This window comes from Brevibacillus nitrificans (genome assembly GCF_003710965.1).
Lineage (GTDB): Bacteria > Bacillota > Bacilli > Brevibacillales > Brevibacillaceae > Brevibacillus > Brevibacillus centrosporus.
In genome coordinates this window covers 158845-175972 of the sequence record NZ_RHHU01000007.1, presented here as the reverse complement: position 1 = coordinate 175972, position 17128 = coordinate 158845, and the positions used below count along the sequence as shown (strand labels likewise).

Sequence of the window (17128 nt, the reverse complement as noted above, 5' to 3'; positions counted from 1 at the left end):
CCATAAAAGAGTATGCCTTGCCTTCTAATCGGAATATCCCAATCGTAGTGAAATGTCTTTGGCTGTTTTTAACAGCTGGACTTTCACGTGTGATTCAGCTGAAACATCCAATTCGCCTAATAGACCAATAATGCTCAAGGCTCCGGCCAATTTCCTGGAAGGGTAAAAAAGAGGGGTACTGATGCTAGCGATTCCACTGATATGACTGCTTTCGGTGACCGCGACCTGCTGTTTTTTTACCCTTTCAATATCCAAGCTGTATTTATCGGGATCGATGTTTCCGGCAGCTACTTCCTGTTGGTAGAGATCATTTGTCATGGATTCAGGCAGAAAAGCTCGGAAAATTTTTCCGGTGGCCGTATAAAGTGGAACGTAGGAGCCGACATCCAGTCCGATATTGACGGGTTTGTTGCTCTTTTCCCAACGAATAAAAAAAGGCCCGCGTTCGCGCCAGATGCTTAAGGCGACCGTCTCATTGAGCTGATCTCTTAGGTTCATCAAATAGGGAGTGGCTTGTTTGGTTAAATCCATGCTTTCCAATGTAGCACTTCCCAGCATAATGAGTTCATGACCAAGAGACCATTTGGGATTCTCATCTTCGGTACGGATCAAAACTCCAAGATGCACAAATGAATTTAGGTATCGATAGAGCTGGCTCTTGAAAAGCTTCGTAGCTTCCGCAAGCTCACTAAGGCTCATGGCGCCCTTTTTCTCGGCTATGGCACGTAATATGGCAAAGCCTACTTCAATCGATTGGACACGCCGACTCAAATCTGGTTCTTCCATATTTTGCACATCCTATTAGTATTTGAACATTCACATTAAATAATAGCAATGGGTGATTCCATAAGTCAATGTGCCCTTGGAAACGACAGAAAAACAATTGGGAATTGTTTGACTTCATAAAGTGCGTAGTGATAATATGGAGTTAAGAACATTGTGTTTATGACATTAACGATATGTTAATAAAAAGGTGGATGATTTTACGAATGTACTAATGGAGTGACTAGTAAATACAATCAGGTTTAAAAAATCTTGAAGTCCAATCTTACAATGCTAGTCGCAATAATTGTTGTAAACGCTTTAGTCATATTGTAACTGCTCACGAGTAAATGGCTTGAACTATTAATCATGTAAACAGGGGTGTTTCTATGAAAAAATGGCTCACAGTCTCCCTTATCGCTTTGTTACTGATCGTTTCGGGGTGTTCTCAGAATGGACAAACATCGCAAGGTTCTTCGACAGGAACGGATTCAGGTAATAGCGGGGCTACGGAGGCGGCAAAATCGGATTTCCCCAAAAAGCCTATCGAAATGATCGTCCCTTATGAAGCAGGCGGCGCAAACGATGTTGCCGCACGTATTATCGCGAATGCCGCCAATAAATATATGCCGAACGGTCAAAATATTGTCATTGTGAACAAGCCGGGCGGGGCTACGATCGTAGGAGCGACTGAGCTGTTTCAAGCGAAGCCGGACGGTTACAAGATTGGCATGCTTACCATTTCTACGTTAACCAACCGACCACATACGGGGAATACAACTTTTACCTTCGATAGTTTTACGCCTGTTATACAGGTATTTACTTTCCCGCAGACGTTGTTTGTAAAACAGGATGCACCGTGGAAAACCTTTGAAGAATGGCTGGCTTATGTAAAAGCGAATCCGGGCAAATTTACATACGGAATCGGCGCGAGCGGCTCCTCTGCACATCTGGCCATGGCGTCTTTGGCAGGAAGAGCTGGACTCGATATGAAAGCTGTTCCGTTCAGCGGGGGAGCCCCAACCGTAACTGCTTTGATGGGGGGGCACGTTCAAGGCGCGCTTCTGCAATCGACACTGGCTCCGGAAGCGCGCAAGCTGGTTGCTACAAGCAGCAAGAAGAGCGACTTAATCAAGGATGTCCCGCTCCTGACGGAAAAAGGATTTGACGTCGCATTTGACGAGGTAAGCGCGATCCTGGCGCCGAAAGACACGCCAAAAGAAATCGTTTCGATTCTGCACGATGCTGTCAAGAAAGCCATGGATGATCCGCAAGTGAAGGAAGAGCTTTATAAAGTAGGAGCCGATGAGCTGTACGCATCAGGAGAAGACTTCCAAAAAGAAGTGGACAAAAAATTCGTAGAAAACGGACAATTAATGAAAAATTTGGGTCTGGTGAAATAAGATAAATGGGCATAAAAGGATTATCTTTTATGCCCGCCCTACTTCTGGGTTGCGACATCACAATAAGGATGTGTGGGTTCGTGAGAAAAATAAACAAGGCTGAGTTGAGCGTCGCCTGTTTTGTCTTTGTGATTTCGATCGTCTTCCTGACACAATCGTTTACCTACGAATATCAAGATTCCGTAGGTCCTGGACCAGGGTATTTTCCAGTCTGGCTGAGCGGAATTCTGCTCGTTCTTTCCATCATCTATATCCTCCATTGCTTCCGGAACAAAGAGGTACAGAGTGATGAGGAGCCGGAAAAGGTGCTGCCCCAGGGAGATGCGTTGAAAAGCTTTATCCTTTGTATCGGCAGTATGATCCTTTTTGTCGTTCTTTTTGAGTATGTGGGCTTTGTCATTGCGGGCACCGTGTTCCTGTATATTCTGTTGTTTAAGGCTTATCGATGGTACGTGAGCTTAGGTGTTTCTCTGGGCGTGTCCCTGCTGCTGTTTTATTTATTTGGAACACTGTTAGGTGTGGATCTGCCAGGGATTGGGTAAAAGGAGGGACTGGAATGGAGACACTTGGATATTTGCTGCATGGGTTTGAAACCGCCTTCACCTGGTGGAATCTTCTTTATTGCCTGATAGGAGTTTCTGCGGGGATGTTCCTGGGGGTGCTGCCCGGCCTAGGCCCCGTGTCGGGAACGGCTTTATTGCTCCCTTTAACCTTTAACATGGAGCCGGTTTCCGCGATCATTATGCTCTCAGGTATTTATTACGGCGCTATGTATGGGGGCACGATCACTTCTGTATTAATCAACGTGCCAGGTGAAGCCGCTTCGGTCGTCACCTGTATAGACGGAAACCAGATGGCGAAGCAGGGACGCGCGGGAACCGCATTAGGCGTAGCGGCGATCGGCTCCTTCATTGGTGGCATCACCTCGTTGTTTGCTCTGGCTTTTGTCGGGCCGCCACTCGCTGAATTTGCTTTGAAATTCGGTCCACCGGAGTATTTTGCCTTGTTAATGTTCGGTCTGCTGATGGTCGTTGCATTTATGGGCAAATCGCTGATAAAAGGTTTGATTGCTGCGGTTATTGGATTGATCTTATCGCTAGTCGGGATGGACCCTGTCTCGGGGGCTACGCGCTTCATTTTCGGACAGGCTGAACTGGTAGGCGGACTAGACTTTATTATTTTGGCGATGGGCTTTTTCGGTGTTGCGGAGATTTTGTCTACGATGGAAACACAGATGAAGTCCAATGAGATTCCGAAGATCCAAGGCTTGCTTCCGAAGAAAGAGGAGTGGAAACCCACGTTAAAGGCAGTAGGACGGGGAACGGGATTGGGAATTTTTCTAGGATTGGTACCCGGAGCCAACACTGTCATTTCGTCGCTGTTGTCCTATTCCTTGGAGAAAAAGGTCGCAAAAGATCCGACCCGTTTTGGAAAAGGGGCGATAGAAGGAGTGGCAGGACCGGAAACAGCCAACAACGCGCATAGCGGCTCTTCGCTGATTCCGTTATTTACGCTGGGAGTCCCCAGCTCCCCTACTGTCGCGGTAATCTTTGGAGCCTTCATCATGCACGGCTTGCAGCCAGGTCCCGGTTTGTTCCAAAAAAACCCGGATTTTGTGTGGGGGATAATTGCCAGTATGTTTATCGGTAATGTGATCTTGCTGATTTTTAACCTACCGATGGCTCGGTTTTGGGCGAAATTGACTCAAGTTCCGTTTAAGTTGCTCCTTCCGCTGATCTTGTTTATTACCCTGCTTGGGACCTACAGCGTGAACAATAGTTTGTGGGACGTATTCATGACGATCGTCTTCGGGGTCTTGGGCTATTTCATGAAAAAGCTGGAGATACCAGTAGCCGCGCTGATCCTGACCTTCATTCTTGGTTCGCAAATAGAGACGGCTTTGCTTCAATCGCTGCGATTGGCAGAAAACGGTTCGGCCAGTATCTTTTTTGAAAGGCCGATTTCTGGAGCGATCATGGGCATCTCGCTGCTGGTACTGATCATTGGGGTTATCAGCGAAGTAAAGAAAAAAAGAAGCATGCTGTCTAGTGATGTAGAAATATAACATGCTGTTCGCAGGCACAAACTTGGAGGGATTCCCTTGGATTTACGTGACTATATCAGCAAGCTGGAGACAGAACTGCCCGATCAATTGCTGCGAATCAAAAAAGAAGTAAACCCTGCTGAATTTGAGGCTACTGCTATCTTGCAGCATCTTGAGAACAACGACCAATATCCTACTGTTATTTTTGAAAATAACGTGAATGTAAATGGGGATAAATCTGAATTTTCATCCATCATCAATGTGTTTGCTTCCCGAGAAAGATGCGCTCTGGCCATGAATATGGATGTATCAGCAAAAGATCTCCCTCTGAGCCTGGAGTATGCTGCTCGCGAGAAGACGATGATAGAACCGACAGTGATTTCCAGAGAAGAGGCTCCAGTCAAGCAAACGGTAAAAATCGAAGACGAGGTTGACTTGAGCGAGTACCCGATCATTCGGTTTCACGAAATGGACCCAGCACCTTATTTGGATGTAACAGCCTTCGTCAAGGACCCGGACGGGGGATTTTACAACGGCGCATTTCAACGAACGATGTACAAGGGAAAACGGAAGCTCGGCTTGCACATGTCTCCGCGCCATAACTGGCAAATCGCTCGAAAGTACGAGGAGAGGAACGAACCTACTCCGATCATCATCGTTGTTGGACACCATCCATCCTTTTATCTCGGAAGCTTGAATGTATCTCCGTTTGGCAACGATGATTACGCCAAAATCGGCTCCATTATGGGAGAAAGCTTGCGTCTCGTTCCTTCAGAGACGTGGGGGGACCAATTTATGGTTCCGGCGGATGCTGAAATGATCATCGAAGGAGAAATTGTACCGAATCATCGCGAGGTGGAAGGACCTTTTGGTGAGTTTCCGGGGACGTACGGTCCGCAGCGAGTGCGTTGGGTTATCAATGTCAGAGCGGTTACCCATCGGAAGGATGCTATTTTTCAAAGCATTTTCACTGGTCATCGGGAGACGTGGATTCTCGGAGCCATTCCGAAAGAAGGAACGCTGTTCAACCGGATCAAAGGGGTAGTTCCTACAACTAGGAGTGTCCATTTGCCGCTGTCATCGGTAGGCCGCTTTCATTGTTACATTTCTATCGATAAAAAGGTAGACGGAGAAAGTAAACAAGCGGCGTTAATTGCTCTGGGCGAGTGCGATTTTGTCAAGCATGTCGTGGTTGTCGATTCCGATATTGACCCGTTCAAAGAAGAACAAGTCATGTGGGCGATGGCGACAAGAGTGCAGGCTGACCATGATGTCGACATCATCAAAAACGTCAAGGGGAACACGTTGGACCCTTCCCAGTTAGATGACATCATGGGAGCGAAAATGATTATTGATGCTACCAAGCCCGTCAGTAGATTGTTTTCCCAAAGAATCAAGGTGCCTGACAGCGTCATGAATCGTATTTCCCTACAACATTTCTTGGAGGAATAGAGGAGGTTTCCCATGTCCAGATTAATATTCCGCGTTACTTGCCCGAAGTGCAGTGGAAAATTTGATTGTCATACCAAAGAACTGAGACATACCGATCACTTGTTGCATTGCCCATATTGCCAATACCGTTTCCATCAGAATGAAAGTCCGCATATTCAAGATGAATAGGATACGGAAGTAAATAGTAGGCCAGTTTAACCTTTGGTTAGCTGGTCTATTGTATCGTAGCCAGCAATGGCAGATGAGAATCAACGGCGAGTCATATTAACCGGTACATAGCAGTTAGAGAATGCAAGCGGCAAGGAAAAAGTGTTTGTACACGCCGGCTGTCGCATAGGCTGGATTACTATAAAAGAAACGCGGTGTTTACAGATGAAGAGAATTATTGTGGGAATTTCCGGGGCAACGGGTGCCATTTTCGGAATCCGCATGCTGGAAGTATTGAAGGAATTAGACGTGGAAACCCATCTTGTTATGTCCAAATGGGCAGAAACCACTATCGCGTTAGAAACGGAGTACAGTGTAGATGAGGTAAAGAAGCTTGCTTCTGTTGTCCATCATCCTACGAATCAGGCAGCTTCGATTTCCAGTGGGTCGTTCCGGGTGGACGGAATGGTAATCGCCCCGTGCAGCATGAAAACACTGGCCTCCATAAGAATTGGCTATGCGGAAGGCTTATTGGGCAGAGCTGCTGATGTCATATTAAAAGAGCGGAAAAAACTTGTTTTGTTGACGAGGGAAACTCCGTTTAGCGATATCCATCTGGAAAATATGTTGGCCTTGTCGAGAATGGGAGCTGTCATCCTGCCTCCGGTTCCTGCTTTCTACAACAAGCCGTTGACCATAGACGATATTGTGAATCACATCGTCGCGCGCACACTGGATCAATTTGAAATAGACAATCATTTAACCAAGAGGTGGAAAGATCCGCATCAATGACATGTTTCTGTATCGTGCCGGTTGTGTGTGGATGGGGACTCGAGCGATTGAGCAGTGGATCAAGGGTTCCCGTGTTGAGTTGTTCGAGTCGATTTCTGAAATATGCTACTTCCCTACTTAGTATCGCCCTTCTCCCATCGAGAAGGGCATTTTTAACGTTATCACAGAGAATGCGCAGCGCATTTGCGCGTTTTTGCTTGCAAGTCGCGCAAAAAATCTTAACCATAACTTCATAATGACTCCCATAACACTTGGTACGATAGGCATAGACGGTCATTTGTGCAAAAAGTTCGATATTGACAAGGAGAATTGTGGCAAGGTAATCTAAAAGTGCAAGAACGAGCATAAATGAACAAAACGAACAAAGTGCGCAAATAAAGTGAGAAACGAACTTATTCAGGGGAAAAGGATGAGGGTTATGCTAGCGGCAGAAAGAAAATTGAGGATCGTTGAATATGTGAGACAGCATCGGACGGCGTCTGTTTCCGTGCTTGCCAAGGAATTCGGCGTGCACGAAGCGACAATCCGCAGGGATCTGGCAGAGGTTGAGCAGGAAGGACTGCTCAAACGGACTCATGGTGGAGTGATCGTGGAAAGACTGACACCGAATGAACCCTCCTTTAATGAACGGACGAATGTGGCACTCGATCAGAAAATGCGCATTGGCAAGATGGCGGCAAGTCTGGTGGAGGACGGCGATCACATCATCATCGATTCGGGAACGACGACGCTGCATATTGCCAAAAATCTGGTGAACCGCTCCAATCTTACAGTCATTACGAATGACATCAACGTTGCAGCTGAACTGCGGGATGCTCCTGGCGTCAAAGTCACGGTGACGGGCGGCGAGCTCTACCCATCCAGCTTCATGCTCAACGGGATGTTTACCGATCACGTACTTCGCTCGTTGCACGTGTCCAAGGCTTTTATCGGCACACCTGCCATCCATCCCAAGCACGGCCTGATGCATCCAGAGGCGCAACTGGTGCTGGCGAAGCAGGGGATGATCGCTGCGGCCCAAGAGGTCATTGTCGTAGCCGATGACACCAAGATCGGCAAGCTGTCTTTGTACAAGGTCGCGCCTAACAGCTCGATTCACACCCTGATTACGGGCAAGGAAGTGGCGGAATACGACATCAAGCCGTTTCACGATACCGGAATCAACGTCATCACCGTCTAGCAGGTGAATCTCTCCGGGCGCTTTTCTAGGCACGGAATTCATAATCATAGAAACTTCAGATGGAGGTGTTCTGTTGGTGGGCACCACAACAACAGAAACAGTACATTCGCGAACGCTGCGCTTGACGGAGCCCCATGTGGTTTTGGAGCAGGATATCCACCGCAGTGTTCCCGAGGGATACGTCGTAGTTGAACCGACTCTCGCCAGCATTTGCCATGCCGACCTTCGCTATTTCGGAGGTACGCGAAAACCGGAAGTCCTCGCCAAGAAGCTGCCGATGGCGCTCTTGCACGAAGGAATTGGAACGATTGTGGGCGGAGAGTCCACGCGGCTTTCCCATCGTCAGAAGGTTGTGATTGTTCCGTATTTGGCGGGCTATTTGCTAGAGGATCAGAGGCTGGCGCACAGCTGTCCAGCATGCAGAGGGGAAATCGCAGATAACTATTGCACGCATAGCAGGTTTTTGGGAAGCGGCACAGATGGAATCGCGCAGAGCCGTTTGGTCATCCCTGAGCCATGCGCGATCCCGATCCCGGAATCAATCCCTGATGAAATCGCTGTGCTGACTGAGCTTTGCAGTGTTTCCTACCGCGCACTCCGCCCTGTAAACGACTTGCTCGGTCAGGCGAAAATTGCTGTATTTGGCGACGGGCCTGTGGGGTATTTGACGGCAGCTATGCTCCACCACGCTTTTGGGGTTGGTCCCGATCGATTGACGGTTTTTGGAGCGATACGAGAGAAGTTGGATCAATTCACGTTCGCTCGTACGGAAATGGTACAGCAGTACGACTTCTCAGCAGGTGAGCAAGTAGACATTGTTGTGGAGTGTACAGGTGGGAAGTTCAGTGAAAGTGCGATCAACCAAGGGATTGCTCTTTTGTCAGCAGGTGGTCATCTGATCGCGATGGGCGTGAGCGAGGATTTGGTTCCGATCAATACGCGCGATGTGCTGGAGAAGGGACTGACACTCTACGGCAGCAGCCGCAGCTCGATCCCGGACTTCGAGGAAGTGCTGCAAGTTATGCGGCAAAAAGCTTGTCAGGAAACTCTTCGTCCCCTCATTCCTGACTCCTACACAGTGGTGGCCAAGGCAGAAGACTTTGTTGGCGCAATGGAATCTGCCTTGGCACACAGAGAGTGGAAAAAGACCTACCTCGACTTTCAATGGTGAGCATCGCCTGTGATGCAGCTATCGCTTGCGATGCAGCGATCACAAGGAATTGAGCCAGGCAAGTCTTACAAAGGATTATAACACACAGGAAATGAAGGAAGTAATGACCGGCAGCAGGAGGAGAGAGGATTGATCCGTGCTCCTCCTTCCCGAGTCATCTAAAAACGAAAATGTAAGCGCAACCATTCAAGTTTACAATTTCTTAAAATGCGCTTCACATTTTCAGAAAAAAGCCCTTTTATAATAAAAACGAACACAAATGAGCAATATCGAGCAAAACTGCTTCTCCCATTGGATTGAGAAAAGCGGGGAGTGCAGAACGGGGAGGAGTACGATTGGCAGCGATCGAGTTTGTGAATGTCACACAAGCGTTTGAGAAAAATGTCATCATCAAAGATTTGAACCTGAAGATTGAGGATGGGAAATTCACCGTGCTGGTCGGACCGTCCGGCTGCGGAAAGACGACACTGCTGCGAATGATTGCAGGACTGGATCGTCAGACCGCAGGATCGGTGCTCATCGGCGGAAAGGATGTCACAGACATCGCTCCCGGACAAAGAGGGGTAGCTATGGTTTTTCAGAACTACGCCCTGTACCCGACGATGACCGTGCGCGAGAACATTGAATTCGGCTTGAAGAACAACAAGGTGAGCAAAGAGGAGCGAAATCGTCTGGTAGAAAGCATTAGCGAGACGGTCGGATTGAGTCCGTACCTGAACCGTAAGCCGTCCGCGCTGTCTGGTGGACAAAGGCAGCGGGTGGCTCTGGCTCGTGCGATGGTCAAAAAGCCGTCCGTCTTCCTCATGGATGAGCCGTTGTCCAATCTGGACGCCAAGCTTCGCGCACAAATGCGCATCGAGCTGATCGAGCTACATAAGAAGCTGGGAACGACGTTTGTCTACGTGACGCATGATCAGGTGGAAGCGATGTCTATGGCGGACACCATCGTGCTGATGAATCAGGGACGTATTCAACAGGAAGCGGCTCCCGAAGACATCTATCGTCAGCCGAACAATTTGTTTGCGGCGCAGTTTATCGGTGTCCCTCCGATGAATGTGGGAGATCTGGGCATGGATGGTGTGAAGTTCGGGTTTCGACCGGAGGGTGCCGTGCTGACGGCAGAGCGCACCGATTCTCATTTTGGTGTTCGCGGTCGGATCGTAACGAGGGAGATGCTCGGCTCCGAAACGATCTACCAGGTCAAGACGAAGCAGCACGCGTTTATGATCAAATGCACGGAGGATCTCTTTACCGTCGATCAGGAAGTGTTTCTCGGTGTGGACGCGTCAAAGCTCTTCTTTTTTGGGCAAGACGAGCATCGCATCGCACAGGATGACGTTCGCCACGCTGCCTACATGACGGCACTGCGAGGGCAGCAGCATGAATAACACGAGAGTCTGGCAAAAGCTTCGCCCGTACGCACTGGTCCTGCCGGCGATGATCGGCATCCTCCTTTTTGTGGTGCACCCGATTCTTTACTTAATCAAGCTGAGCATGTTCAAGTACAACCTGCTGAACAAAGATAAAAGCAAGTTTATCGGGGCAGACAACTACACGGAAATTTTCTCTCGCGGCGATTTCTACAACGCCTTGCTCACGACCGTTCTCTACACGGTCGGAGTGGTTGTGATCACGATGGTGCTGTCCCTTGTCATCGCTTTGTGGCTGAATCAAAACACTCGCTTCAACGCCCTCGTGCAAGCCGGCATTTTTACACCGCATATCATCTCGATCGTATCGATTGCACTGGTGTGGATGTGGCTGATGGAACCGAATTACGGGCTGCTCAATTTTACACTGAAAGCGGTTGGACTTCCAGCTCTCCCATGGCTGCAAAGCTCCAGTACCTCGCTCTTATCCATCATCATCGTCTCGGTATGGCAAAACGTCGGCTACTATTCCCTGCTGATCGTGGCCGCTTTGAAAAACATTCCGCAGACGATCTACGAAGCCGCTGCGCTTGATAACGCCAGCAAATTCAAAGTGTTTTACAAGATTACACTGCCCATGATTTCCCCTCAGCTGTTTTTTATCCTGGTGATCATGACGATCGGCTCGTTCAAGGTGTTCGATACAGTCAAGATCATGACGGGCGGGGGACCAAATGGCTCCACGACCACGCTTGTCTACTATATTTATGAATTCAGAACGACGAGCATCGGCTATGCGTCCGCCACTGGAGTGGTTTTGATGGCGATTATTACGGTGCTGACCTTTATCTACTTCAGATTGCTATCCAATAAGGTTCACTATCAATAATCGTCTGTGATACGACTTCAAAAAAAGGAGGTGCCCAACCGGTGCAGTTGCAAAAAGAAGGGAAAAAGCAGTCGGGGGGCGGTCCAGAGCTGAGAATCGATTCTGTGACGAAAACCGGTTCTACACCGAAGATTGCTTCTGTCCGCAAGACGTGGAGCATGTTTTGGAAAGCGGTCGTGCTCATGGGATTTATCTTCCCTTTTCTGTGGATGATCTCTACCTCGCTTCAAACCTTTGAGGAGACCATGAAGTTTCCTCCGACCTGGATGCCTGCTTCTCCGCAGTGGAGCAATTTTGTGGAGGCCATGAGCTCCGGACCATTCCTGACTTATTTCAAAAACTCCGTGATCGTCACGACCTCGATCATCTTGATCCAGCTGGCGGTCATGATCCCCGCGGCTTACGCATTCGCGCAGTACAAGTTTTTCGGCAACAAAATCCTGTTTGGCATGGTCTTGCTCGCTTTCATGATTCCGGGCCAGGTCACCTTCATTCCTGTCTACCTGATGCTGGCAGACGCGGGTATGATCAAGTCGCTTTGGCCTCAGATCCTACCTTTTATGTCCAACGCGTTTGGCATCTTCCTCCTCAGGCAGTATTTCATGCAAATCCCTCAGGAGATTGTGGAGTCAGCCCGATTGGATAACGCGAGCGAATTCAAGATCATTTGGAAAATCATGATTCCCATGTCCATGCCTGCGATTTCCACAGTCGCTCTGTTCAGCTTCGTCAGTCACTGGAACGACTATTTCTGGCCGCTGGTCATGACGGATTCAGAGGCTGTCCGGCCGCTCACCATGGGCATTGCCATGCTGCGCGAGACAGAGGGCATCAGCAACTGGCACATCATCATGGCGGGCAACGTGGTATTGGTCGTTCCGATCCTGATCGTGTATCTGTTCGCTTCCAGGCAAATCGTCAAAGCTTTCGTATATTCCGGCATCAAATAAAAGATGAATGGGGGAACTTCCATGAACAAAAAGCTTTCTGCCATCGTACTGGCAGCAACAACCGTGATTTCCGGGGTGCTCGCCGGATGTTCAGGCACCCAGTCCGAATCGTCCGCACCGACTCCATCCAGCCCGCAGCCGTCTGCATCGACTCCGGCAGGGAAGACCACTGTGCAGTTCTGGCACTCGCTGGGCGGCAAAAACGGCGAGTACATCAGCGCTATGATCAAGCGTTTCAATGATACGCATGACAACATCGAAGTAGTGGGGACGTTCCAGGGCAGCTACGATGAGACCGTGACCAAGCTGCAGCAATCGATCGCTGCCAAAACGGCCCCTGACATCACGATGCTGGAGCGCGCCTACGTTCAGATGTTTGCCGAGGCAGAGGTTCTGGAAGATTTGACGCCTTTCATGGCAAAAACCAATACGACCAAGGATGACTTCCCGGAAGGTCTGATGGGCCACTCCGTATTTCACGACAAGATCGTATCGCTGCCGCTCAACCGTTCGACGCCGATCATGCACATCAACAAAACGATGCTGGATGAAAAAGGTCTGGCGATTCCGACTACCTGGGAAGAACTGAAAAAGGTCTCCGAGGCACTTGTAGTCAAAGAAAATGGAGAGGTCAAACGCTATGGCTTGAGCATGCCGTATGACACGTGGTATCCCATCGCGATGATCAGCCAGGCAGGCGGAAAGTTCTTCAATGATGATGCCACCTCGATCGGCTTTGAAAAAGGCGAAGGGGTCAAAGCGTTCCAGTACTTGAAAGACCTGCAAAGCACAGGAGCTCTCTACTATCCGCCAGCACAAGACTCCGGCAATATCGTCAACCAGATGTTCACGAGCGAAAAGATCGGGATCATGTTCCAGTCTACCGGTGTGATGGGAACGGTAAAAAGCAACGCCAAATTTGATTACGTGACCGCCTTCCTGCCAAAAGACGTGACTTTTGCGACGCCAACAGGTGGGGCGAATATCGCGATGCTCACTGATTCTTCGAAAAAGGACGCCGCTTGGGAGTTTATCAACTGGGTGAATACCGATCCGCAGGGCGGACAGCAGTTTATTCTCGATTCCGGATACCTGCCGTTTACCAAGAAGATGGTCGAGTCTGAGCCAATCAAAGAGCTGTGGGCAAAGGACCCCAATCGCAAGGTAGCATACGATCAGCTTCAGTACGCAGTAGATACGAACAAGGACGTGGCTTGGCCGCAAATCATGCAAGAGTTCTTCAAGGCGATTCAGGCGATCATGTACGACAATAAGCCGATCGAGCCAGCACTGGATACTTTCAAAAAAGAAGCAGAACGTCTGCTTAGCGAGTAAAACAGGAGGGACATCAGCATGATAGAAGCGCTGCAGGAACAGCAAGGAATCATCGTCGCAGCACATAGAGGCTGGAAGTCGGCTTTTCCAGAAAATACACTGCTCGCTTTTCAGCAGGCTATCGAGCTGGGTGCCGACATGCTGGAATTCGATCTGCGCTTTTCCAAGGATCGAGTCATCATGGTCATCCACGACGAAACGGTAGACAGAACGACAAATGGATCAGGCAAAGTAAGCGACTATACGATGGAAGAACTAAAGCAGCTCGATGCAGGCGGATGGTTCGGGAAAGTGTACGAGGGTTTGAAGATTCCTACATTAGAAGAGCTGTGCGACTTGCTCGCAAGCTATCCGGATGTCCTGTTGAATGTGGAAATCAAGCCAAGCCCGGATGCAAAGGAGGTCGCGTATGCCGCGGTCTCCCTCCTCCGGGAGCGCGGGATTCTAGCAAACTGCGTGTTCACTAGCTTCGATGCAGCTGTCATTACCCATCTGCATGACGTCCATGCATGCAAGACGCAAGGGTTTCCCGGACAGCTGATGTCCAACTACATCGAAGGCCCAGGCGGTACCTTGTCCAAAATGTGGGCAGTCGGCATCCACATGAAACTGCTGACTCCACAGCTGGTACAAGAATATAGGGAGCAGGGAATCCTCCCGTGGTGCTATTCACCGGATGACGAGCAGCAAGTCTATTACGCACTTGGATGCGGCTCTCTGCTGATGACGGTAAACAATCCGCTTCCTGCCATGCGCATCCGGGAGCGTCTTCTCACACTAGCCAACGCTTGAGGAGAGGAAGGACCTATGGAGAAACGATATGTCATAGGGATTGATTTTGGCACGGAGTCAGGCAGAGTGGTGATCGCGGATGTAGAGCAGGGGGGCGAGCTCGCCAGTCACGCGACTTTGTACAGACACGGCACGATCGTAGAGAGACTGCCAGGCTCGGGAAAGGCGCTCGGTCAGGACTGGGCGCTGCAGCACCCGGATGACTATATAGAAGTATTGAAACAGTCTGTTCCGGAGGTTCTCCGCGTCTCCGGTGTAAGACCAGCGCAGGTCATCGGGATCGGTGTGGATTTTACCTCTTGCACGATTTTGCCCGTAGATGCACAAGGCCAGCCTCTATGCGTCCAGGAACGCTATCAGGACGATCCGCACGCCTACGTCAAGCTGTGGAAGCACCATGCTGCGCAAGAGGAAGCCAACCGGATCAATGAATGGGCAAAAGAAAGCGGCGAGACGTTTCTTGCCCGCTATGGCGGGAAAAGCTCCTCTGAGTGGATGGTGGCGAAAGTCTGGCAAGTGCTGAATGAGGCTCCAGAAATCTATCAAGCGGCGTATCGTTTCGTAGAAGCGGGAGACTGGATCGTACAGCAGCTGACAGGAAACTGGGTAAGGAGCAACTGCAGTGCGGGCTACAAGTCATTTTGGCACAAGCAGGACGGGTATCCGTCTCGGCAATTTTTCAAACAGCTCGATCCCAGACTCGAAGATTTGACTGACACCAAGCTTGCAGGGGATGTTCTGCCCTTGGGCAGTCGGGCAGGGGAGTTGAGTGCAGAGGCAGCTCAGCTGACAGGCTTGTGTCCAGGGACAGCTGTAGCGGTTGCCATCATCGATGCTCATGCAGGAGTAGCAGGGAGTGGAGCTGTTCGCTCGGGTCAAATGGTCATGGCGATGGGGACATCCCTTTGCTTGCTCGTTCTCAGTCATAACGAAGTGAGTGTAGAGGGAGTAAGCGGCGTTGTAGAAGATGGAATGATCACGGGCTTGTACGGGTATGAAGCGGGACAGCCAGCTGTGGGGGATTTGTTTGGCTGGTACTGTGATCAGGCTGTACCTGGCTACGTGCAGGAAGAGGCGGCAAAAGAGGGTGTGAGTGTACACACCTGGCTGGAGCAACGGGCAGCCGAGCTGAATCCTGGACAGCATGGCCTTTTAGCTGTGGACTGGTGGAACGGCAATCGGTCTGTTCTTGAGGATGCGGATTTGAGTGGGCTGATCGTAGGTCTTACGCTGCAAACCAAGCCCCCGGAAATTTATCGGGCCTTGCTAGAATCCACCGCATTTGGGACGCGCAAGATCATGGAAGCCTTTGAAGAGGCAGGAGTACCCGTGAATGAGATTTTTGCCTGCGGTGGCTTGCCCAAGCGAAATCGCTTATTCATGCAGATTTACGCGGATGTGACAGGGCGCGAAATCAAGATCGCGGCTGCTGCCGAAACAACGGCGCTCGGCGCGGCCATTCACGGAGCCGTCGCGGCTGGTACGGAGCGCGGAGGCTATCCGGATCTCGCAGCTGCTGCCATCCAAATGGCAAAGGTGAGGGAAGAAACCTTCCGGCCAATCCCCGAAAACGTGGCCGTGTATGATGATCTCTACCGTCAGTATATCCGGCTGCATGACGTTTTCGGGCGAGGTGGACTCGTCATGAAAGAGCTCAAGCGAATCAAGCGAAAACAGAGCAATCATTCGGAGTGAAAAGGAGGTAGCAGGATGAAGCGATGGGTATCGAAATGGGTGACGGGACTCGCAGTAATTAGCTTGCTGACGACTGCTGCGCCTATGGCGTATGCAGAGAAGTCTCCATTGAAATCGAAAATGTTTGATTTGTCCGCGCCCGCAGAACAGCTCATTCGGGATAAAGAGCTGCACAATGGGACGGTCATGCAGTCGTTTGCCATCGATGACGTCCATCAAAGGATTTATGTCCTGCAATTGATGGCAGGAGGGCAACAGCTACCGGGTGAAAGTGGGCCAGTTACTGGTGCGCAGCGCGACAAGAACGGCGACATGACCTTGACCCAGCTGGATTTGGAAGGCAACAAGCTGGGCTACATGTTTCTGAAAGGCTTCGGCCATGGCGTGCAGATGGGAGTCGAAACGAACGGGGATACCACGTATTTGTGGACAGAGACGGATTCTGTTACGGAAGGCAGCAGCGGATGGGGAACACAGCTTGCGAGATTCCCATTTGAAAACGGCAAGATTTTGACGCCTGACTCCGAAGAATTGCAGAAGCATCAGCTGATCGAAGGGGTGGATAGAACCACCGTGAATATCGATCAGGCAAATGATCTTCTGACCATGCGCTACCGCCAGGACGGTGCGTTTCGATTTGGTGTCTTCGAGCTGGATAAGGTATTGCGCCAGGAATATGAGCCCATCGCAGATGTTGCCCAGCCGAGCATGGGGACTTTCCAGGGCTTTGCCTCCTACGGTGGGTACCTGTACCTGCTTGAAGGGAACTCCTACGGGTCAAGCGGTTCTGTGGAGCCAACGGGAAATACCTACGTGACGGTGGTTAACCTGAACACAGGAAAGGTAGTGGACAAACAGCTGATTCCAGCAGGGACGGATCTTTCCTTCCGGGAGCCAGAGGGATTGGCTGTGCGTATTCCTGACGCCAAGCATCCGCAAAAGGCAGAGCTTGGGATCGGTTTCGCCTCCAGCTTTACGCCGCTGCGCCTGGCGAATGTCTTTACTTTCGACCGTTTGCTGCCCGAGCAGGCGATCGTGAACAAAAATAGCAAGGATTGATGGAGCCATTGCCGTTCTCTTCCGTGGGGGAGAACGGCTTTTTTGTATAGGGGAGAGGCTGATCGCGTCGCTATTTCCGACATGGAT

Annotated in this window: 15 protein-coding genes; 14 read left to right on the top strand and 1 reads right to left on the bottom strand. The window is 50.1% G+C overall.

Annotation, left to right across the window (positions count from 1 at the left end):
• Positions 1–24: 24 nt before the first annotated feature.
• Positions 25–786: an IclR family transcriptional regulator gene (locus EDM59_RS13320; protein ID WP_122924038.1), complete on the bottom strand. Its 762-nt coding sequence runs from the start codon at positions 784–786 to the stop codon at positions 25–27.
• Positions 787–1151: 365 nt separating this feature from the next.
• On the opposite strand from EDM59_RS13320, the gene EDM59_RS13315 reads away from it, so the two are divergent.
• The 14 genes from EDM59_RS13315 (at position 1152) to EDM59_RS13250 (ending at position 17041) form a co-directional block, all read left to right on the top strand.
• On the top strand, positions 1152–2165 hold the full coding sequence (locus tag EDM59_RS13315; protein WP_122924037.1) for a Bug family tripartite tricarboxylate transporter substrate binding protein: 1014 nt from the start codon (positions 1152–1154) through the stop codon (positions 2163–2165).
• A gap of 80 nt (positions 2166–2245) precedes the next feature.
• A complete protein-coding gene (locus tag EDM59_RS13310; RefSeq protein ID WP_183192912.1) occupies positions 2246–2707 on the top strand; it encodes a tripartite tricarboxylate transporter TctB family protein in 462 nt (153 codons plus the stop codon).
• A 14-nt stretch (positions 2708–2721) separates the two neighbouring features.
• Positions 2722–4230, top strand: a complete 1509-nt coding sequence (locus EDM59_RS13305) for a tripartite tricarboxylate transporter permease (protein WP_122924035.1) — start codon at positions 2722–2724, stop codon at positions 4228–4230.
• Between the two features lie 36 nt (positions 4231–4266).
• A complete protein-coding gene (locus EDM59_RS13300) occupies positions 4267–5661 on the top strand; it encodes a UbiD family decarboxylase (protein ID WP_183192911.1) in 1395 nt (464 codons plus the stop codon).
• Between the two features lie 372 nt (positions 5662–6033).
• Complete coding sequence (locus tag EDM59_RS13295; RefSeq protein ID WP_122924033.1) at positions 6034–6600, top strand: non-oxidative hydroxyarylic acid decarboxylases subunit B; 567 nt, start codon at positions 6034–6036, stop codon at positions 6598–6600.
• A 418-nt stretch (positions 6601–7018) separates the two neighbouring features.
• Positions 7019–7780, top strand: a complete 762-nt coding sequence (locus tag EDM59_RS13290; protein ID WP_092272782.1) for a DeoR/GlpR family DNA-binding transcription regulator — start codon at positions 7019–7021, stop codon at positions 7778–7780.
• A 76-nt stretch (positions 7781–7856) separates the two neighbouring features.
• A complete protein-coding gene (locus EDM59_RS13285) occupies positions 7857–8951 on the top strand; it encodes a zinc-binding dehydrogenase (RefSeq protein ID WP_246011028.1) in 1095 nt (364 codons plus the stop codon).
• A gap of 335 nt (positions 8952–9286) precedes the next feature.
• Positions 9287–10339, top strand: a complete 1053-nt coding sequence (locus tag EDM59_RS13280) for an ABC transporter ATP-binding protein (RefSeq protein WP_122924031.1) — start codon at positions 9287–9289, stop codon at positions 10337–10339.
• Entirely contained in the window at positions 10332–11210 is an 879-nt protein-coding gene (locus tag EDM59_RS13275) for a carbohydrate ABC transporter permease (RefSeq protein WP_122924030.1), read from the top strand. The genes EDM59_RS13280 and EDM59_RS13275 overlap by 8 nt, the downstream gene beginning before the upstream one ends.
• A 158-nt stretch (positions 11211–11368) precedes the next feature.
• A complete protein-coding gene (locus EDM59_RS13270) occupies positions 11369–12160 on the top strand; it encodes a carbohydrate ABC transporter permease (RefSeq protein WP_122924060.1) in 792 nt (263 codons plus the stop codon).
• 21 nt (positions 12161–12181) lie between these two features.
• A complete protein-coding gene (locus tag EDM59_RS13265) occupies positions 12182–13495 on the top strand; it encodes an ABC transporter substrate-binding protein (RefSeq protein ID WP_122924029.1) in 1314 nt (437 codons plus the stop codon).
• Between the two features lie 18 nt (positions 13496–13513).
• A complete protein-coding gene (locus tag EDM59_RS13260; protein WP_122924028.1) occupies positions 13514–14287 on the top strand; it encodes a glycerophosphodiester phosphodiesterase family protein in 774 nt (257 codons plus the stop codon).
• 15 nt (positions 14288–14302) lie between these two features.
• Positions 14303–15982 (top strand): ribulokinase, encoded by a 1680-nt coding sequence (locus EDM59_RS13255; RefSeq protein WP_122924027.1) that lies wholly within the window; start codon positions 14303–14305, stop codon positions 15980–15982.
• A 15-nt stretch (positions 15983–15997) separates the two neighbouring features.
• Positions 15998–17041, top strand: coding sequence for a phage baseplate protein (locus EDM59_RS13250; protein ID WP_122924026.1), 1044 nt, complete (start codon positions 15998–16000; stop codon positions 17039–17041).
• Positions 17042–17128: the final 87 nt, after the last annotated feature.